General features: G+C 54.8%; 18 protein-coding genes. 7 read left to right on the top strand and 11 right to left on the bottom strand.

The annotated features are described in order from the left end of the window. Together QHG98_06610 and acs are read right to left on the bottom strand one after the other, a co-directional pair. The coding region (locus QHG98_06610) for an AMP-binding protein (GenBank protein ID MDH7597388.1) at nucleotides 1-750 on the bottom strand (750 nt) is incomplete at its 3' end. Nucleotides 751-1,076: 326 nt separating this feature from the next. After that, the gene (gene acs / locus QHG98_06615) at nucleotides 1,077-3,059 is read right to left on the bottom strand and encodes an acetate--CoA ligase (protein ID MDH7597389.1); all 1,983 of its coding nucleotides are present in this window, start codon (nucleotides 3,057-3,059) and stop codon (nucleotides 1,077-1,079) included. Between the two features lie 373 nt (nucleotides 3,060-3,432). Between acs and QHG98_06620 the strand changes: the two genes are divergently transcribed. From QHG98_06620 to QHG98_06635, 4 genes are all read left to right on the top strand, one after another. Then, nucleotides 3,433-4,704, top strand: coding sequence for an AAA family ATPase (locus QHG98_06620; GenBank protein ID MDH7597390.1), 1,272 nt, complete (start codon nucleotides 3,433-3,435; stop codon nucleotides 4,702-4,704). Nucleotides 4,705-4,801: 97 nt separating this feature from the next. Then, on the top strand, nucleotides 4,802-5,536 hold the full coding sequence (locus tag QHG98_06625; GenBank protein MDH7597391.1) for a hypothetical protein: 735 nt from the start codon (nucleotides 4,802-4,804) through the stop codon (nucleotides 5,534-5,536). Next, nucleotides 5,508-6,989, top strand: a complete 1,482-nt coding sequence (locus QHG98_06630; GenBank protein ID MDH7597392.1) for a VWA domain-containing protein — start codon at nucleotides 5,508-5,510, stop codon at nucleotides 6,987-6,989. The genes QHG98_06625 and QHG98_06630 overlap by 29 nt, the downstream gene beginning before the upstream one ends. A gap of 217 nt (nucleotides 6,990-7,206) precedes the next feature. Further along, entirely contained in the window at nucleotides 7,207-8,133 is a 927-nt protein-coding gene (locus tag QHG98_06635) for a deoxyhypusine synthase (protein MDH7597393.1), read from the top strand. Between the two features lie 625 nt (nucleotides 8,134-8,758). On the opposite strand, the gene QHG98_06640 is transcribed toward QHG98_06635, so the two are convergent. The 9 genes from QHG98_06640 to QHG98_06680 all read right to left on the bottom strand — a co-directional run bounded on the left by QHG98_06640 (nucleotide 8,759) and on the right by QHG98_06680 (nucleotide 15,425). Beyond that, nucleotides 8,759-9,199 carry a Tfx family DNA-binding protein gene (locus QHG98_06640; GenBank protein MDH7597394.1) on the bottom strand — a complete coding sequence of 147 codons (441 nt, stop codon included), beginning with the start codon at nucleotides 9,197-9,199 and terminating at the stop codon, nucleotides 8,759-8,761. Further along, nucleotides 9,174-9,935 (bottom strand): phosphate ABC transporter ATP-binding protein, encoded by a 762-nt coding sequence (locus QHG98_06645; protein MDH7597395.1) that lies wholly within the window; start codon nucleotides 9,933-9,935, stop codon nucleotides 9,174-9,176. The genes QHG98_06640 and QHG98_06645 overlap by 26 nt, the downstream gene beginning before the upstream one ends. Nucleotides 9,936-9,937: 2 nt before the next feature. Beyond that, nucleotides 9,938-10,624, bottom strand: coding sequence for an ABC transporter permease (locus tag QHG98_06650; GenBank protein ID MDH7597396.1), 687 nt, complete (start codon nucleotides 10,622-10,624; stop codon nucleotides 9,938-9,940). Beyond that, nucleotides 10,617-11,495 (bottom strand): substrate-binding domain-containing protein, encoded by an 879-nt coding sequence (locus QHG98_06655; GenBank protein ID MDH7597397.1) that lies wholly within the window; start codon nucleotides 11,493-11,495, stop codon nucleotides 10,617-10,619. The genes QHG98_06650 and QHG98_06655 overlap by 8 nt, the downstream gene beginning before the upstream one ends. Before the next feature lie 542 nt (nucleotides 11,496-12,037). Further along, nucleotides 12,038-12,412: a putative zinc-binding protein gene (locus QHG98_06660; GenBank protein ID MDH7597398.1), complete on the bottom strand. Its 375-nt coding sequence runs from the start codon at nucleotides 12,410-12,412 to the stop codon at nucleotides 12,038-12,040. Between the two features lie 2 nt (nucleotides 12,413-12,414). Further along, a complete protein-coding gene (locus tag QHG98_06665; GenBank protein MDH7597399.1) occupies nucleotides 12,415-12,648 on the bottom strand; it encodes a thioredoxin family protein in 234 nt (77 codons plus the stop codon). A 17-nt stretch (nucleotides 12,649-12,665) separates the two neighbouring features. Beyond that, nucleotides 12,666-13,835: a rhodanese-like domain-containing protein gene (locus QHG98_06670; GenBank protein MDH7597400.1), complete on the bottom strand. Its 1,170-nt coding sequence runs from the start codon at nucleotides 13,833-13,835 to the stop codon at nucleotides 12,666-12,668. A 284-nt stretch (nucleotides 13,836-14,119) separates the two neighbouring features. Beyond that, nucleotides 14,120-14,974 carry an ATP-dependent sacrificial sulfur transferase LarE gene (larE, locus tag QHG98_06675; GenBank protein MDH7597401.1) on the bottom strand — a complete coding sequence of 285 codons (855 nt, stop codon included), beginning with the start codon at nucleotides 14,972-14,974 and terminating at the stop codon, nucleotides 14,120-14,122. Beyond that, complete coding sequence (locus QHG98_06680; GenBank protein MDH7597402.1) at nucleotides 14,958-15,425, bottom strand: pseudouridine synthase; 468 nt, start codon at nucleotides 15,423-15,425, stop codon at nucleotides 14,958-14,960. The genes larE and QHG98_06680 overlap by 17 nt, the downstream gene beginning before the upstream one ends. A 111-nt stretch (nucleotides 15,426-15,536) precedes the next feature. Between QHG98_06680 and QHG98_06685 the strand changes: the two genes are divergently transcribed. The 3 genes from QHG98_06685 to QHG98_06695 are packed head-to-tail and all read left to right on the top strand — an operon-like array spanning nucleotide 15,537 to nucleotide 18,373. Next, a complete protein-coding gene (locus tag QHG98_06685; protein MDH7597403.1) occupies nucleotides 15,537-17,036 on the top strand; it encodes an acetyl-CoA carboxylase biotin carboxylase subunit in 1,500 nt (499 codons plus the stop codon). Then, nucleotides 17,014-18,012 (top strand): biotin--[acetyl-CoA-carboxylase] ligase, encoded by a 999-nt coding sequence (locus tag QHG98_06690; GenBank protein MDH7597404.1) that lies wholly within the window; start codon nucleotides 17,014-17,016, stop codon nucleotides 18,010-18,012. Before QHG98_06685 ends, QHG98_06690 begins: the two co-directional genes overlap by 23 nt. Beyond that, complete coding sequence (locus QHG98_06695) at nucleotides 17,999-18,373, top strand: Mov34/MPN/PAD-1 family protein (GenBank protein ID MDH7597405.1); 375 nt, start codon at nucleotides 17,999-18,001, stop codon at nucleotides 18,371-18,373. Before QHG98_06690 ends, QHG98_06695 begins: the two co-directional genes overlap by 14 nt. The last annotated feature ends 12 nt before the right edge of the window (nucleotides 18,374-18,385 follow it).

Genomic DNA, 18,385 nt, shown 5'->3' on the forward strand with positions numbered 1-18,385 from the left:
ATCGCGGCCCTCCTTCATCGGGACGTCAAGCCCTGCCCTCTTGACCACAACAACCTTCTCGACGCTCGGGGCGTTCTGGACGGCCTCATCGACGTTCGGCTTGAGCGGGAGCGGCTTGCCACGCCTGTAGAAGCCATCCGTTGTCACAACAACCTTCGATTCCGCATCGAGCACCCTGCTCTGGAGGCCTCCAGCGCTGAATCCCGAGAAGACCACGCTGTGGATCGCGCCGATCTTTGCGCATGCGAGCATCGCTATCGGCGTCTCCGGGATCATGGGCATGTATATGCTGACCCTGTCGCCCTTCTTCACACCAAGACTCTTCAGGCCGTTTGCGAATTTGTTAACAGCCTTGTACAGATCCAGGTAGGTTATCTTCTGCACCTGCTGATCTGTCGGCTCGGGCACGAAGATATAGGCGACCTTGTCCTTCTTTGCGTCCTTTGCATGTCTGTCCACGGCGTTGTACGCGACGTTGCACTTCCCTCCGACGAACCATCTCGCATACGGAGGCTTCCACTCGAGGATCTGCGCGTATGGCTCAAACCAGTCCGCGTATGTCTTTGCCATTTCGTCCCAGAACTCTATGTAGTGCTGGCCTGTCCAGGCGCGCATCTCCCGCTCGCTGCTGAAACCCTTTTTCTTCATCCACTGCATGACGTTTGAGTTCTCAGCAAGCTCCTTCGGGGGATGGAATACTCTTGTCTCCTCAAGAAGAACCGCAGTTGTAGCAGCTTTTTGCTCAGCCATTTTGACACTCCTTAACAGTCATTCTGCCTCCAGCCCCCTCCCCGCTGTGCAAATCTGCCCTCCCACCAGGCAAATCAGGATGAGGAGACTCAGAGGCATTATTACGATTGATAATTATCTCTTTCATTTATAAACTTAACGTTTGAATGAAATTAATGTTTAATAATGATCTTTAACAATCATTAAAGTATTGTTAAAGTAAACAATTCTCTTTCCAATATTACATATTGTTGAATCATCATCCAAAGCGGATCGCCATCATATCATATAAAATTATTTAAGAAATAACAGCAAGAAATTTAATAAAAAAATAAAATGCAGACGCTCTACACGATCTTCGGTATAGCGTCCACTGCTTCTGGATTTGCAAGTGTGGAGATATCTCCGACAGGCTGTCCCATCGCCTTTGCCCTTATGACCCTGCGCATGATCTTTCCGGATCTCGTCTTCGGGACGTCCTTGACGAAGTATACCGCCTCTGGCATGGCTACAGGTCCAAGGGTCTCTCTTATGTGCTTTGCGATATCTTTCTTCAGCTCCTCGCTCTCAGGCACGCCCTCTCTGAGAATGGCGAACACTATTATGACCTCGCCCTTGACCGGATCCGGCTTGCCGATGACCGCTGCCTCTGCGACCTTCGGATGTGAAACTGCAGCTGACTCGACCTCCGAGTTCCCGATCCTGTGGCCTGCGACCTTGATGACATCATCGATCCTGCCCTGTATCCAGAAGTATCCGTCCTCGTCCCTCCTGCCCTTGTCGCCTGCCAGGTATGTTCCGGGCCGGACGTTCCAGTATGTCTCCCAGTATGTCCTGAAGTACCTCTGTGGGTCTTTGTAGAAGTCTCTCAGCATCGACGGATACGGCTCAAGTATGACGATGTTTCCGCCCTCTCCTGGAGGCACAGGCTTTCCAGCCTCGTCCCATACATCCATGCTGTATCCCGGGAGAGCGAACGTGCAGCTTCCTGGCTTGAGCGGCGTGATCGGGAGCGGAGAGCCTATGAACGTGCCGGTCTCGGTCTGCCACCAGGTGTCCATGATCTGGAGCTCATCCCTTCCGATGTTCTTCCTGTACCAGACCCAGGCCTCCGGGTTGATCGGCTCGCCCACGGTGCCCAGCAGCCTTAGACTCTTCAGGTTGTACTTGGCAGGCCACTGCTCACCGGCCCTCATGAACATCCTGATAGCAGTTGGTGCTGTGTAGAGCACGTTGACTCCGAACTCCTCTATGATCGACCACCATCTTCCGAAGTCCGGGTAATCAGGAGAGCCCTCGTATATTATGCTGGTCGCGCCGAGCGAGAGCGGGCCGTATACTATGTACGAGTGCCCTGTGACCCACCCGATATCCGCGGTGCACCACCAGACGTCCTCCTCCTTGAGATCAAACACCCAGTGCAGTGTCTGCGGAACACCCACGCAGTATCCGCCATGCGCATGCTCTATGCCCTTCGGCTTTCCTGTTGTGCCCGATGTGTACAGAATGTACAGTCTGTGCTCCGGGTCGAGCTGCTCGGTCTCGCATTCAGCAGGCTGATCTTTTACAAGATCATGCCACCAGATATCCCTGTCCTTGTTCCACGGAATATCCTGGCCTGTCCTCCTGTATACGATCTGATGCTCTATGGTTGGCGCATCCTGAATACCCTCGTCAGCCTGCTTCTTGAGCTCCACGATCTTTCCGCGCCTCCAGAAGCCATCCGCGGTGATGGATATCTTCGACTCCGCATCGATAACCCTGTCAGCATATGCCTTCGAGCTGAATCCTGAGAATACCACGCTGTGAATCGCGCCGATTTTCGCACAGGCGAGCATCGCTATCGGCAGCTCCGGTATCATGGGCATGTATATGCTGACTCTATCGCCCTTCTTGATTCCCAGGCTCTTCAGGCCGTTTGCGAGCTTGTTGACCTCCCTGTAGAGATCCCCATAGGTGAACTTCCTTACGTCGCCAAGTGGCTCTCCCACAGCGATGTAGGCTACCTTATTCCTTCTCCAGGACTTCGCATGCCTGTCCACGGCGTTGTAGGCCATGTTACACTTGCCACCAACGAACCACTTGGCATACGGGGGCTTCCAGTCGAGGACCTGCTTGTAGGGCTCAAACCAGTCCGCGTATGTCTTGGCCATCTCATCCCAGAACTCGACGTAGTTCTTGGAGCACCACTCGCGCATCTCTTTCTCTGTCTTGAAGCCCTTCTTCTTCATCCACTGCATGACATTTGAGTTCTCGACCAAATCCTTCGGGGGATGGAACAGCCTCCTCTCCTCGAGAAGGACCGCGGTCTTTGCGGTTTCCTCGGCCATTTTTATAAACCTCCTTTCATCTCCATCCGCCGCGTGGTCTGATGGCAGCTCGGCGGCAGATGTTAATGATAGATTATGTTCATTATTAATAAATCTATTGGTTCGCACCACCATTTGTGCACCATTTCTACGATAATATAATAAATAATAATTATAGTTGTTATGATGGTGCCATAACATGTATTTTTCAATTTAATACGATTTAAGTAAATGGATCGGCTTTTGGCAAATTATACATAACATATTTTTCCTATGGATATTTAAGTGGGCAGACGGAAGGAATGCATCAAGAACCTCGCTTGCAATCCTGCATGGCTGACTCTCCGGAGATGAAGGAAAGCCTTTAAGCCCACCGGGCGTTCCTGTGACCATCATGGAATCCTCTGCAGGCCTCCTCTCGAAGATCGCATCGCTCATGGATGCCCTGGAGGAGCTGCGCCTACATCTCGGAGTTAAAGATCTCTCCATCGGATCCAGAAGGTTCAACGCGCAGCTCATATTCTGCCTGGCCAATGCATGCCTCAGGAACAGGGCCGTTCTACTGTACGGGGGCATGGGCGCGAACAAAACAACACTTGTTAACCTCCTTGGAAGCGCCTTCATGAACATGAGCTTTGATGAGGTTGAGAACCTCATGGTTTCTGGACACCCAGAGCAGACAGAGGAGAAGATCATCGGCTTCATAGATCCAAGACAGTGGATGCAGCCATCCGGCACTGAGATCAGAGTCCTCTGGACGCCATGGGCGAGGTCGAGGTGGAAGCTCATCAACGAGATCAACAGGTTTCCCGCTGGAAAGCAGAACCTCTTCCTGGAGATCATCCAGAAGAGAAAGCTGACCTATGCTGGTCAGGTTCTGGTGCCAGGGGACACATGTTACTTCGCCACGATGAACCCGGAGTTCAGCTCCACGTATCCGGTGGATGAGGCTCTGATGGACAGAATATCAGCGTGTGTGCCTGCGGTACAGCCCGACTTTCTCGCGGGGCTGAACCTCGCAGAGCGCACTGAGGATCTGAGGGATCTGGCGGAGCAGCTCCCGAGGTTCTCAGCAGATGGGTTCGATGCGCTGCCTCACGCGGTGGATGCTGTACAGCTCGACCCTCTCTCAGAGCTCTGCATAATCTCACTCATCCGCGACTTCACGCTCTGCGAGCGCGCGCCGTGCTTCGACAAGACCCAGCTCTCCGGAAGGGATCCAAGCCACGGGCTGTGCTCCGGATGCCATTACTTCAACAACCCGGAGGTCTGCTGCTGGCAGATCGATGAGGGGCTCTCGGACAGGGTGCGCCAGGATCTGAGAGCGTTCACGAAGGCGGTCTCGTTCGTATGTGGGAGCAGCAAAGGATCAAGAATCGAGGTGCTGAGGGCGGTTGCACCCTACATCATATGGCACAGGGTGACGCCGAATCGCTCCATGCTCGAGAGGCCACCGTACTACGGCGCAAGGCGGCTGGAGTACATATCCGATCTGGTTCAGAAGAGTATAGACCGTACAGTCAACGAGCGCGGGGAGATGAACATGATATTCTCGAGGGCGATCGATGGGGATCTTGCAGTTGACAGAGCGGTAAAGGAGCTCTCCGAATACGATGATCCGATCGCCAGGCTGGATTACATCCCGATGCTCGAGAGGCTGAGGTAGTCAGGAAATACACAACATGCAGTGCGTTGTGAATCCAGAGGTGTGCGATGCTAACAAAGGACCTCGCTAGCAGTATTCCCATACCGGGGCTGGTATGATGGGCCTGAAGGATATGATGGAGAGCGCATACGGTGGAAGGATCCGGCACAGGAGGCTCGAATCCGGTGGAGGGGATAGGGTTATAAGCCTCGAGGATCTCGCAGACAGGCTCCCGGATCGTCCGGAGAAGGAGGAGGTCGCGGAGCTCGTGGGCGATGACATACTTCCAAGGCTTCTGTCGACCACGCCTCATGGAAAGAAGGAATCCTTGATATGGGGGTACGTCACAAGCATCGCAGCGGAGAGATCCGGACAGCCGGTCACGGTGCGCCCGATGGACTTCGCCGGGCTTGGGCTCTCATCAGGCACACTCATCCTCAGCAGTGATGGGAAGAGCAGACCATCACACGTGGGCGAGAGGATGAGTTCTGGCATGATCAGGCTGGGAGATGCGGGGGATTACCTCGGTCAGGGCATGACCGGAGGTGGGATAGTCGCATCCTCCTGCGGAACCTATGCGTTCAGGAACATGAGAGGTGGCTGGGGCGTGATCCTGGGAGATGCGGGGAGCTTCATAGGTGTCAGCAACTCCGGGGGCAGGATACTTGTGAAGGGCAATGCAGGCGAGAGGGCTGGCTGGCTGATGCGCTCCGGGCGTCTCACGGTGCTTGGCGATGCCGGGGATTACGCCGGGATTCTCGCTAAGGGTGGGGTGATAAGGATCTGCGGCGATGCCGGAAAGAACGCCGGCTGGAGGTCAGGCGGTGTCAGGATCGAGGTCGGAAGAAGGTGAGATGCTCAGGATATGGGAGGCGGCACGGAGCGAGTGGCACTACCCACCGCTCCCGCGCCCCGTGATCTCCTCTGGTGGCTCTGGCGTCTTCCCCTTCGATAACTACAGGATATCCGTAAGGGAAGAGGATCTGAGCGACCAGCTCTATCTGGAGAGCCTCTTCGAGCACCTTATCCTCCATTACATTTTCTGCCCCAGGTCGCTTGAGGTGGCCGGTGAACTTGTTCTCTCTGCGATGAAGGGCATCAAAAGAAACGACACGATCTTTGCGCGGGCGATCGTGAACATATTCAGCGATATAGTGATCGACTCCTTCAGGCTCGAGAGGAGTGAGCATGATGAGCAGAAGGTGATCCACCTCTGGAGGCGCACTGCAGAGTCTGCAGAATCAGATCTGGATATGGCAGTTCTATCGTTCCTCGAGAGGTACTGGTCTGCTGAGATCTGTGGCGCGGTCGAGAGAGCTGAGACAAGACTTCTGCTCCAGATCTTCGCCCCCGGCGTTCGGGACAGGTCCCTCTGGAAGAGACAGTGCCAGCAGATGGCGATGGTTCTCTCTACGCTCACACCGGGCTCTCTTGGGCGGGATGAGATAAGAACTCTGGAGATCCTCCGGGGGAATGCGAGATCCGCGCCGCTCTCAGGACTCGCCTCTGAGCTCGAGCCGGAGGAGTATCTGAGGTGTCTTGAGGTGCTTGGCGTCAGGGGGGATCTCAAGCGGTGGTACCGCGACCAGGGGTACAGAATAGAGATCGCGGCGAGCAGATCAGGCAGGAGAGATACATACCCCACAGGCACGTTGAGGTGGCGCTTCGATGATCCTCCTGATGAGATGGACGTGAACTACTCCCTCAGCATGAGCCCCAGGCTTGTTCCTGGAGTGACCACTTACAAGAGGGATCATGAATCATGCGGGATGTCTCCGGGCAGGTCAGATGTTCCAGACCTTCTCGTGGTTCTAGACAGCAGCAGGTCCATGGATGGCCACAGGAGGGGATCGAGGACATTCTATGCGACGCTGGCCGCATTCAAGGCTGCTCAGTTCGCATATGAGCAGGGTGCTGAGCTTGCTGCGATAAACTTCAGCGAGGGCTTTCTGGTGCAGCCCTGGTGCAGGGACCTCGATGCTGTGGAGGATGTCCTGGTTGAGTACCTCTGCGGGAGAACGAACATACCCGGGAGCAGGATCCTGGAGCTTGTGAAGGAGAGGAGGGGATGCCTGATACTCTGCATAACTGACACGGGTATACAGAACCTATACACACAGTGGGAGTATCTGAGGAAGGCCGCATCACTCGGCAGTTTTGTCCTCTTCTGCATAGATGAGAAGGGTAAGGACAGATACGTCCTGGAGGCTCTCGGCTCTCTCGGCAGGGTTTATTACATAAACACACCTGAAGATATCATATCTCTGGTCGTGGAGACCGCAGAGGATGCATATGGGAATGCTTAGCAGCCGGTGAATTGTGCGCGGCTCTGGCATTCCGATCGTGCCCTCCACACCATCATGTCATTCGATTCTGCAGTTCTCGGTGAGGCTACTAGAGTTCGGGATCGTCCGGGTCGCTTCAGCGATTCATGCATATGGGGAAATCCACCCAGAACACCAGATATCACCAAAAGAATGAAAGCACTCGACTTTCAATCACATCCCACATGGAGCGATGTTGATGGAGCATGTTCGGCAGCTTTCCGTAAGGCCTGAGATGGGCGTGGATGAGCTGGTGAGGGGCATGGAGGGCTGCGGCTTCGGCGCACGCAGGCTCGCGCATGCCGCTGAGATCTATCAGGAGATGGTGGAGGGTGATTACAGGAAGTTCTTCACCCTGGCAGGTGCGTTGGTGCCTGCTGGCATGAGGGATCTGATCTCCGATCTTATAAGGAGAGGCATGATAGATGTGCTCGTCACCACCGGTGCGAATCTGGTGCACGATATTGTGGAGTCATTCAGCCATCACCGTCTGGGATATGTTGAGGCGGACGACCGGGAGCTGAGGAGATCGGGGGTATCGAGGATATATGATGTGTACATAACAGACGAGGACTTCGTCAGGTTCGAGGAGCTGCTCCAGGATTTGCTTCCTGACAGGGATGACCCCATATCCGGAAGGGAGCTGCTGGCAGAGATCGGGTCGAGGATGGATGACAGGAGATCGATACTCAGGAGCGCCAGCGATTGCGGTGTGCCTGTCTTCTGCCCCGCGATAACAGACTCCATGATAGGCCTCCAGGCATGGCTACACAGGCAGACGAAAAGGCTGAACATAGATCTTCTCGACGATGTTAGGGAGATCGTCGATATATGCTACGAATCCGAGATGGCCGGAATACTCATTGTCGGTGGAGGGGTGCCAAAGAACTTCGCCCTGCAGTCGATGCTTGTGACCCCGAACAGCTTCAGGCTTGCGATCCAGCTCACAACAGATCATCCAGAGGCGGGCGGGCTCTCAGGCGCGACGCTATCAGAGGCGATATCCTGGGGAAAGATAGACCCTGAGGCGAAGCACGTCACGGTCTACGGGGACGCGACCATAACGCTCCCGCTGATTGTTGCATCTGTCCTGACCAGGGTCGAGGAGAGGCGTGCACGTGATTAGCGAGAGGTTGTCTGTGGAGGGATCACCATTCCTGCTCAGGTCGTGTGTGATGGCCAGTATTTGCTCAATACCGTGAGCGTGCTTGAGTTACTGATCAGGTGAGGCCGCCATTGCATAGTCGTTTATCCAGAAATCCGCCAAGAGGGCAACGCTCTCATCCATCTGATAACCTGCCCAAAGAGACACCGCTACTGCTCTGCGCTCCTTCTGGGGGAATGATTGCGTTCAGCAATCTCCAGGCATGACCCACAAGTTGTTGATTGCATAAGAGCGGAGGGCAATTTACCTTCGCTCTTATCCATATGTTAACTTGCCCAATAGAAGCACTGGGCTTGCTACGCATTCCAGGTAAATGAATAAGTGCGTTCAGCAGCCATATTACACGACCCGCAAGTTGCCAAACACATAAGAGCGTTTACCTCAACATATTGAGCATGCTCGAGGGCCATAATCGGCGTGTCGCTCTTCTGTATTTAGCAACTTGGATGTCATGTAGACAGGCTGCTGGAAGCACCTGTTCATTCTTCAGGAGCGAAGAGCATGATCAGTGCCGCTACATGCAAGTTATCATATGGATAAGAACGCTGCGTGTAAAGATGGCAAAACTATCTTCAAGCCTGATAGATCACATTGATCTGGATTCACAGCTCCCATCTGCTTCCTCGACATAGATCTCCCCGTCTTCTGTGACATAGATGTCAAAACTCCTCTCGATGAGCCTTCTTCTGGTGAGATGCGGTGCGATCTCCTTCAATCCAGCCAGGATATCTATCGAGTTCACCGGCAGCTTCAACCCCCGCCCGTCGGCCTCTCTGAATATGATCCCTGGCAGGGAGAAGAGGTCCGTGCCCTCAGGGATCCTTACGGCAACAGGCGCCTGGATCGTCTTCCACTGTTTCAGTGTCTCAAGCGCGCGGTCTATGTTCTGCATCGCCCTCTTCTCCAGGATGCTTACATTAGCTCTGGTTGTGCCGAGGAGAGCAGCCACCTCCTCCTGTGACATCCCTCTTCTTCTGAGGCGCAGGACCTGGATCTGTCTCTCAGTGAGAAACCCGCGCGAATTCATGAATCAACCTCCAGTCAACCGGTCTGAGCATCCCCGCATGCAGGAAGGCCCTCACGTCATCGGAATCAGACCTCATCAGGAGGTCCGCAGATCCGGACGATACCACCCTCCCGTCCATGATGATCACAATTCTGTCGGCCAGACGCACCGCCTGGGGCAGGTCGTGGGTCGATATGACCACTGTCATCCCTCTCATCTTCGCGCGGGATATCAGATCCTCTATGACATAAGATGTTCTGGGGTCGAGATTGGCGGTCGGCTCATCGAGAAGCAGGAGCTCCGGCGAGATCGCGAGAGCCCTTGCAAGCGCCACCCTCTGCATCTCCCCTCCTGAGAGCATCCCTGCGGGCCTTCTCTCGTATCCCTCGAGGCCGACATCAGAGAGGGCAGCTTTAACTCTCCCATCAATCTCATCTTTCGATAAATGGCGTATCCTGAGGCCGTAAGCCACGTTATCGTAAACATTGCCCCTGAGCATGACCGGCCGCTGGAAGACCACTCCGATCCTGCGTCTGGCTGCCAGCCTCTCGCCCTCGTTCTTCAGAGCTTCACCCCTGAAGAGCACACGACCTTTTGAGGGAACCTCGATGAGATCCATCACCCTGAGCAGCGTTGTCTTTCCGGCGCCCGTCGGGCCGATTATACCCAGCGTCTCGCCAGTTCTGACGTCAACGTTGATATCATCCAGTATCTGCCTGCCGTTTCTCTCAACGCTCACGCCTTCGATCCGGATCATCCTCACCACCCCTGGAGCCTGCCGACCACTGTGTTCACCACCAGAGATATCGAGATCAGGATCATGCCGAGAGCTATTGATACCTCCAGGTTTCCCATGGATGTCTCGAGAGCTATCGCTGTTGTGAGCACTCTTGTGTACCCTCTTATGTTTCCGCCTATCATCATCGCAACGCCCACCTCTGAGAGGGCTCTTCCGAAGCCGAGTAGCACAGCCGCAAGCACAGGTCCTCGCGCCTCCGCTATCACCGTCCACATCGTCTGCAGTCTGTCAGCGCCAAGCGAGATGGCTGTATCTCTGATATCTTCGCTTACACCGCTCAGAGCTGATATCGTGAGCCCGAGGATGACGGGCGTTATCAGAACAGTCTGACCGATGATCATTCCATAAGGAGTGTAGAGAAGCCCGTAGCTGCCGAGCGGACCCGCTCTTGAGATGAGCAGGAAGACGAAGAGCCCGACGGTCACTGTGGGTATACTGTAAAGGGTCTGGATGAGATTTATCAAAGCACTCCTTCCCGGGAAGCGATGAAAATGTATCAGGCTTCCAAGAGGTACGTTGATGAGAGATGCGATGGTGACCGAGGCGAGTGCGATTAAAAACGAGCGGAGCGTGACCTCGATCACCTCCGGATCCAGTTCGATTATCAGCTCAACAGCCCTGATGAACCCTCTTGCTATCTCATCCAAAAACGCTCACCATTTCTCCTGGACATTCTGTGGCATTGCATCCGATCTCCATGCAGTGACCAGCGGCTGGATAGAACAGCGCCCTCCCGTAGATATCCTTTCCGTAGCCTGCTATGATCTCCTGTCCCTCCCTGGAGACGAGAAACTCCACGAACCTGTCCGCGAGATCCAGATGCTCTGATGCGGAGACTGGTATTGCAGCGTACACATTGAGCAGCTCATCGCTCTCCGTCACCAGCGGCACGAGGCTCAGGTTGCCCGCGAAGGCCATGTACGTCGACATATCCGTGAGCGTGTATGCACTCTTCTCATCTGCCATGATAAGTGTCGCGCCCATCCCCTGGCCTGACTCCAGATACCATCTGCCTGCAGGCTCGATACCGGCGCTCTTCCAGAGCAGCCTCTCGCGTGCATGCGTCCCGGAGTTGTCGCCGCGGGAGACGAACTGCACGTTTGGATTCTTCTCTCCAGCTTCTGCAATCCTCCTGAACGCCTCGGATGCGTTCCTGCCCTTTATACCTGCGGGGTCCTCGGCAGGGCCGACGATGTAGAAGTAATTGTACGCGAAGCATCTCCTCTCAGTACCATATCCATCAGCTATGAACTCCCTCTCTCGCTCTTTATCGTGAACGAGAAGCAGATCCACATCCCCGCGCCTCCCCTGCTCAAGCGCGAATCCTGTTCCACCTGAGATGATGTCTACCTCTATCCCATACTCCTCCTCAAACCGGCTCTCCAGCGCATTGAGAAGCCCTGTATCATAAAGGCTCGTTGTCGTCGCAATTCTCAGCCTGTCATCCGTTGTCTCCCCTGCAGAGAGCGTGCTGATCAGGAATGCAACAAAAAGCAGCTGAACATAACGCCTTATCATACCACACCCTCCTGTAAACATTACAGCTAACAGTAATACTAATATGTAAGCGTTTTGGTATCAGAACGAGATGTATCTGAACAAGGAAGAAGTGCTCATAACAATCAGCATCTGCAAAACTCGAATGCTCTTATGTATTCAGCAACTTGAAGGACAGCCAAGACGGTTGCTGAATGCACTCATTCGCTCGCCACGAGCGCATAGCGTGACTGGTGCCTCTTCGGTCAAGTTATAAGATGAATAAGAGCGAACTCGAATACACGCGGCAGCTGTTGCGCCCCGGGCGGTGTTCACTTGTCAAGTTATAAGATGAATAAGAGCGAACTCGAATACCTGGCTCAGAACTCTTATCCGAGCAGGTCCTCAAACGCATCTGGGCTGAGCGATATGACGAACGATGATTGAGAAAATGAAGATTGGGAGTCAACCCTTGCAGATCACCTAAACAAGGGCAGACCAGAGGATCCGGTGATAGTTCAGTCCCATCGGTCGACTTCGTGTCGCACGTGCATGCCGGTATGAAAGTTCCCTGCGGTGCTGAGCTATATGCCTGCCATCTGTCCCTTTATCGCATCGACGACAATTCTGAGCTCCTCTTCGCTGATCGAGAGGTCCGGAGATTTCTTCACACCCAGCTCCGTTATCACAACACAAAGATCCGGCTGAAATCCGCAGAGCTCCAGGCTCTTGCGGCAGCACTCCAGGGAGCATCCATCTATGGAGATTATCGCGTCTGCACCCTGCGCAGAGGCTGTTATACCCCTGATGCTGGCTGTTATTCCGGCCAGGCACGAGATCCTGCCATATCCCTGAGCGGTCAGCTCCCTGCCAGCGGCATTTGCGAGCTGGCCGACATTCGAGCCGCCAGCGCATGTGAATATCGCGCGTCTGGCCTCACAGAGGCAACTCTCTGCCATACCTACCCCTTCAGCAGGCCCTTGATCTCCTCCACGCTCAGAACGCGGCCGACAGCTACAGTCTCTCCGTCGATGCAAAGAGCCGGGGTCATCATCACCCCGCGATCCATGATCTCCATGATGCTGTCCACCTTGACTATCTCTGCGTCTATGCCAAGCTCCTTGACCGCCTGGCGCACATTTTTCTCCAGACCCTTGCATTTGGCACATCCTGTGCCCAGAACCTCTATCTTCAAGCGCATGACCTCCGTGATCAGAATCTTCCGAGCTTCCTGTACCTCTCAGCCTGTATCTCAACAGATGTGCGTTTCTCGAAGCGCTTGGTGATCCCCCATGCTGAGAGCTCAACGCTCAGGTTGTATATCCCTGCGGGAACGCCAGACGCGTCCCAGGTACCTGTGTACACATATGCTGATACTGGATGCAGCATGACCCGTGAGATCTCTTCATCAGAGCTGTCCGTCACAACAGCCACAATATCAACAGCTTTCTCCGGGCCTGCTGCTCCGGTCTCCGCAGCGCCGATAACGTTCACGACCTTTCTCCCCGGTGATGTGTAGTTTCCGAGCCTCACGCCGGTGCTCTTATCCCTGCTGAGACCGCCGGTGTATATCGTTATGGGCTCGCATGTGACGCATCCCATCACGTTCATGCTGTCGTTTTTCGGGCTCTCGGAGAACGTGGCGGTTATCTTGACCAGTCGCTCCGTGCTCACATCTGCTCTGAGGTCTGAGAGCTCCATTCTGAGCTCTGGCTGGTGATCAAGCCAGTCCAGCCATGTGTAGAGCCTCGCATCGTATCCAAGGCTCCTGAGGGCGAACCAGACGAGGGATGCCTGTCCGCCGTTCAGGCTGTAAACGACCACCGGTCTCCTGGGGTCGAGATTGAAAAGGGATGCGAGCTCACTGGCGTTCTTCAGTCTTCCGTTGCTCAGGACAGATGAAGACTCCACATTCACCGCTCCAGGGATGTGTGCAGCCTGAAACTCAGCTGCGCTTCTCGCGTCCACGACCTGTGCAGCGCCGCTCTTAACATAATCATATGTGGCGAGGAGTTCCGGCCTGAGCTCAGGGGTGTAGTTTGCTGGAGGTCTGATCGATGGTCTCTCGCTCATGTTAGCTCCAATCCTCTCCATCTCCAGGATTCTGACATCCTCCTGCCCCAGATAGCTCAGCAGCCAGCAGATATACGTTGGATCGCCGCACTCCATGCAGCTCCCGTAGACGACGACAGTATCATTTCTTGTCAGGCCATGTGATCCGAGTATCTCACGGATCTCACGCACAGAGCGCAGCCTGCCGTCGGCGACGAACTCCGCTCGCGGAACGTGTATCGCGCCCTGGACGTAGTAACGGGGATTGTCGTTGCTAACATACATGATCACATCCGACTGTGAGATATCACCGACATCAACCACACCCATGGGGTCACGGAGTGGTTGGTGCAGCTGCCCGGTGTCGGACCGTGAGATATTACCGATATCAACCGCGCCCATGGATGATGCCGCTGATGTGAGGAGGATCAGCAGCACAAATGCGCTCCAAAGCAGGGCGGGAACAGCGTGTGATCTCTCCAGGTGGCGATTTGCCCTCATGCATGATTGCCAGCCCGGAGGGCACATGAGATTCATTTCAGGTATCATATTCTGATTAGCGTGGATTTATTTTGGTTATAAATTTTGTGTTTAAAGTCTGTGCAAATCGCTGATCAGTGGCGATCCATCAATGTATGTTGATCTGTTTTATCCGAGCGCCTTTTCATCCGCACGCCTGCATTCATGCTTCCGCTCCTGTATCCCTCCAGATCGAGCGTGATGTATACAAATCCAAGCCTTCTGAGCTCATTCACGATGCTCTCCCTCTGCATCAGAACCTGGTGTATCTCGGATTGCAGGACCTCGATCCTGGCGAGGTCGCCGTGTGCTCTCACGCGAACCTGTGATAGCCCCATATCCTTCAACAGATCCTCTGACTGCTCCACTCTTTTAAGCGTATTCAGATTTATGCGCATGCCGTATGGGATCCTGGATGCGAGGCATGCAGATGATGGCATGTTCCAGAAATCCAGTCCTAGTGATCTTGCAATCTCCCTGATATCAGATTTCGATATGCCGGCATCGACAAACGGATGGCATATACCCTCTTCATCACATGCCTTTATCCCCGGGCGGTAATCGCTATAGTCTGTCGTGTTGACGCCATCTGCCACGCAGCCGATGCCGAGAGAGCTCGCGATGCTCCTGAGGACTCTCGCAGAGGATTTCTTGCAGTGGTAACATCTCTCGTGGCTGTTCTCAACCACGCTCTCGAGATGGAGGATATCATGCTCGACAGCGATGCACTCCATCCCAAGACGTTGAGCAACAGACATCGCATGCTTGATATCCCTTCTAGGCATCAGCGGGGAGTCAAGGATAACAGCCACCGCCCTCTCTCCGAGAACCTCTCTGGAGATCGCAGCGAGAAGGCTGCTGTCGACACCTCCAGAGAAAGATACTAGCATGCTCTCTCTGGATGCGATTATCTTCCTGAGCAGATCGAGCTTCTCAGCCACTCCGTACATGCTCCTCTACTCCGTATCTCACTGAGACGGCCACACCCCTTTTTATCTGAAGCATCTCCTCAGGCGCCAGAACTGCCCTCCCGGTTGCGATCAACCTGTCGTTCTCATCAACGACCAGCACCTCATCGCCCGCCCTAATCTCAGGATCTGCGTACAGCACATGCCTGGCGAAGAGGTTCTTTCCGGCAGAGACGAACGGCACAGCCTCCTGGGATGCGACAACCCTCAATCTTGGATGCGGAAACGCCATGTGCAGCCTCTCAGCGCCGAGCATGCTGAGCGTCAGATGTGAGTCCCGGGCGCGCACGGTCGCTATCCTCTCATCCCCTGAGAGAAGATATCTCAGCCTCTGCGTGCTGGAAAGCTGGAAGGTCGTGCCGTCTGGAAAAAGAGCGGCTCCCGCTCCCCTCCCGAACTGAATGTCTGCAAGCATCCTGGCAAGATGAATCATGCGATGAGATGGGCAGCTGGGAGTTTAAGCTGTTCCCATCATGTTTAATATTTTATTTTATAAAAATTTTTTCCAAAAAGGTTTTACCTTTGTAGAGCGTTGGGTTTGGGGATGTTCAAGAAGATCCTGGTCGCAAACCGTGGGGAGATTGCAATCCGTATAATGAGGGCCTGCAGGGAGCTCGGCGTCCTGAGCGTTGCAGTGTATTCGGATGCGGACAAGAACGCGCTCTTCGCAAAGTACGCGGATGAGGCGGTCTACATCGGGCCATCTCCATCATCGGAGAGCTATCTCAACATGGATAAGATCGTAAAGGCAGCGCTCCAGACCGGAGCTGAGGCGATACATCCCGGGTACGGTTTTCTGGCGGAGAATCCGGAATTCGCAAGGCTGTGTGAGGAGAACGGAATCGTGTTCATAGGGCCCTCCAGCAGCTCAATCGATGCGATGGGCTCGAAGATAACCGCCAGGCAGATGATGAAAAACGCAGGGGTGCCGATAGTGCCGGGCACAGAGCGTGGCATATCCGACCCGGAGGAGATAGCTGATGTCGCGGAGCGAATCGGCTATCCTGTCATAATAAAGCCAGCAGCTGGAGGCGGTGGGATAGGCATGAAGATCGTCGACAGGCCTGAGGACCTCGCCACTGCTGTGGCATCGGCACAGTCGATAGCGACCTCAGCGTTCGGCGATGGAACCGTATATTTGGAGAAGTATCTGACCGAGCCGAGGCATATAGAGTTCCAGATAATGGCGGACAGCAGGGGGAGAACGGTCTACGTCTCGGAGAGGGAGTGCTCGATCCAGAGGCGCCACCAGAAGCTGATCGAGGAGGCCCCATCCCCGATAATGACCCCGGAGCTCAGGAAGAGAATGGGGGAGATAGCGGTGAGGGCTGCGAAGGCCATACGATACAGGAGCGCGGGGACGGTGGAGTTCATGTACTCTCATGGGAACTTCTACTTCCTGGAGATGAACACCAGGCTCCAGGTGGAGCACCCCATAACAGAGATGATAACAGGGATAGATCTCGCAAAGGAGCAGATCTCGGTGGCAGCAGGCGAGGATCTGAGCTTTAGCCAGAACGAGATAGAGATACGGGGATGGGCGATAGAGTGCAGGATAAATGCAGAGGATCCCATGAACGATTTCGCTCCATCACCCGGCAGGCTCAAGAGGTACAGGAGCCCCGGCGGGCCAGGAATCAGGGTCGACAGCGGCGTCTACACAGGCTATGTAATCCCGCCATACTATGACTCGCTGATCTCAAAGCTTGTGGCGCATGGGAGGGACAGAAACGAGGCGATAGCCAGGATGGAGAGGGCGCTCTACGAGTACATAATAGTGGGAGTCGCAACGAACATACCGTTCCACAAGGCTGTTCTGAGAAACGAGAGGTTCAGGAGAGGAGATATCAACACGCACTTCATCAGGGAGGAGAACATCCTGGATGATGTGAAGAGGATAGTGACCGAGGAGAAGGAGAAGCGCGAGAGCTTGGCCTCTGCGCTCGGTGCAGACACGAGAAAGATCGCCGCTGTCTCGGCTGCTGTGGGCGCGTACCTCTCTATATACAGATCTGGTGAGGATGAAGGAGAGGCGAAGAGCTGAGGAGATCTCCTGCAGCATCATCCGCAGGCTCAGGGCGGCTTCCGGAGAGTGGGTCTCGGGAAGGGAGATTGGGGATGCGCTTGGGATGAGCCGTGCAGCCGTATGGAAGCACATCATGCACCTTCGCTCGATGGGCTACAGGATAGAGGCCTCCACACGTCTCGGCTACAGGCTCCTCGGCCCTGAACCGCTGCATCTTCAGATCCCGGAGGGCATCTGCAGCAGGCTGATAATGCTGGAGAGCATCGGATCGACAAACGAGTTCGCCAGAGGGATCGCGAACGAATCCGAGAGCTGGACGGTGGTGATCGCCGAGGTCCAGACTGCAGGCCGGGGGCGGCTCGGAAGGGGGTGGCTCTCTCCTCCAGGGGGCATATGGATGAGCATCATACTGAAGCCGAGAGCCCCTCCATCGGAGGCGTTCAGGTACACGATGGCGGCATCTGTCGCTGTCTGCAGATCCCTCCGGGATCTCTACGGTCTGAATGCAAGAATAAAGTGGCCCAACGATGTGCTGGTGAATGGGAGAAAGATCTGCGGGATACTGACGGAGATATCGGCTGAGCTGGATATCATAAACTACGTGATCATCGGGATCGGAATAAACGCGAACATGAGCGCCTCCTCGCTGCCGGAGGAATGGAACGCGACCACAGTATCTGCGGAGCTTGACAGGGAGATCTCACGGGGCGAACTCATCACAAGAGTGCTTGAGGAGATGCGGGCGCTGCTGGAATCCGCGGATGTGTACAGGGAGTGGGTTGGGCTCTCTGATACGATCAACCGGCGGGTCCGGATCCAGGGGTTCGGCGATGTGTCCGGAGTTGCTGAGTCGCTGGATCCAGATGGTGCCCTGATCTTGAGGAGAGATGATGGCGAGCTTGTCAGGGTTCTGGCGGGAGACTGCATCCATCTCAGGTCTGCTGAGCAGAGCACAGGCTCAAGGTCAGAGGTCAGCAGGTATGCGCAGGGTTAAGGGAATAGCAGGGGAAGCTCTGGAGTTCATACTGGAGGCGAGCAGATCCACGATGCCGCGGGAGTTCGCAGGGCTGCTCCAGGCCAGGGATGGGGTGATATCCGAGATACTGATCCTCCCAGGGACAGATTCCTCCGAATGGATGGCCTGGGTCCCGATGTACATGCTTCCTAGCATGCCGGTTGTCGGATCGTGCCACAGTCATCCGGTGCCGAATCCTCTTCCATCACAGGAGGACCTGGAGTTCTTCTCTCACACCGGCAGCTACCACATAATCGCATTTCCACCATTTGATGAAAGGAGCTGGAGATGCTATGACTCCTCTGGAAGGAGGAGGGATCTGATGGTGATACGGGAGTGAGGCATCAGAAGC

This window comes from Methanothrix sp. (genome assembly GCA_029907715.1).
In the GTDB taxonomy this organism is placed as follows: Archaea; Halobacteriota; Methanosarcinia; order Methanotrichales; family Methanotrichaceae; genus Methanothrix_B.

What these genes read in the sequence shown, in the direction of transcription:
- acs (MDH7597389.1), bottom strand. Translation starts at nt 3,059, where the DNA reads ATGGCCGAGGAAACCGCAAAGACCGCGGTCCTTCTCGAGGAGAGGAGG.
- QHG98_06620 (MDH7597390.1), top strand. Translation starts at nt 3,433, where the DNA reads ATGGAATCCTCTGCAGGCCTCCTCTCGAAGATCGCATCGCTCATGGAT.
- QHG98_06625 (MDH7597391.1), top strand. Translation starts at nt 4,802, where the DNA reads ATGGGCCTGAAGGATATGATGGAGAGCGCATACGGTGGAAGGATCCGG.
- QHG98_06635 (MDH7597393.1), top strand. Translation starts at nt 7,207, where the DNA reads ATGGAGCATGTTCGGCAGCTTTCCGTAAGGCCTGAGATGGGCGTGGAT.
- QHG98_06640 (MDH7597394.1), bottom strand. Translation starts at nt 9,199, where the DNA reads ATGAATTCGCGCGGGTTTCTCACTGAGAGACAGATCCAGGTCCTGCGC.
- QHG98_06645 (MDH7597395.1), bottom strand. Translation starts at nt 9,935, where the DNA reads ATGATCCGGATCGAAGGCGTGAGCGTTGAGAGAAACGGCAGGCAGATA.
- QHG98_06655 (MDH7597397.1), bottom strand. Translation starts at nt 11,495, where the DNA reads ATGATAAGGCGTTATGTTCAGCTGCTTTTTGTTGCATTCCTGATCAGC.
- QHG98_06660 (MDH7597398.1), bottom strand. Translation starts at nt 12,412, where the DNA reads ATGGCAGAGAGTTGCCTCTGTGAGGCCAGACGCGCGATATTCACATGC.
- QHG98_06670 (MDH7597400.1), bottom strand. Translation starts at nt 13,835, where the DNA reads ATGGGTGTGGTTGATGTCGGTGATATCTCACAGTCGGATGTGATCATG.
- larE (MDH7597401.1), bottom strand. Translation starts at nt 14,974, where the DNA reads ATGTACGGAGTGGCTGAGAAGCTCGATCTGCTCAGGAAGATAATCGCA.
- QHG98_06680 (MDH7597402.1), bottom strand. Translation starts at nt 15,425, where the DNA reads ATGATTCATCTTGCCAGGATGCTTGCAGACATTCAGTTCGGGAGGGGA.
- QHG98_06685 (MDH7597403.1), top strand. Translation starts at nt 15,537, where the DNA reads ATGTTCAAGAAGATCCTGGTCGCAAACCGTGGGGAGATTGCAATCCGT.
- QHG98_06690 (MDH7597404.1), top strand. Translation starts at nt 17,014, where the DNA reads ATGAAGGAGAGGCGAAGAGCTGAGGAGATCTCCTGCAGCATCATCCGC.
- QHG98_06695 (MDH7597405.1), top strand. Translation starts at nt 17,999, where the DNA reads ATGCGCAGGGTTAAGGGAATAGCAGGGGAAGCTCTGGAGTTCATACTG.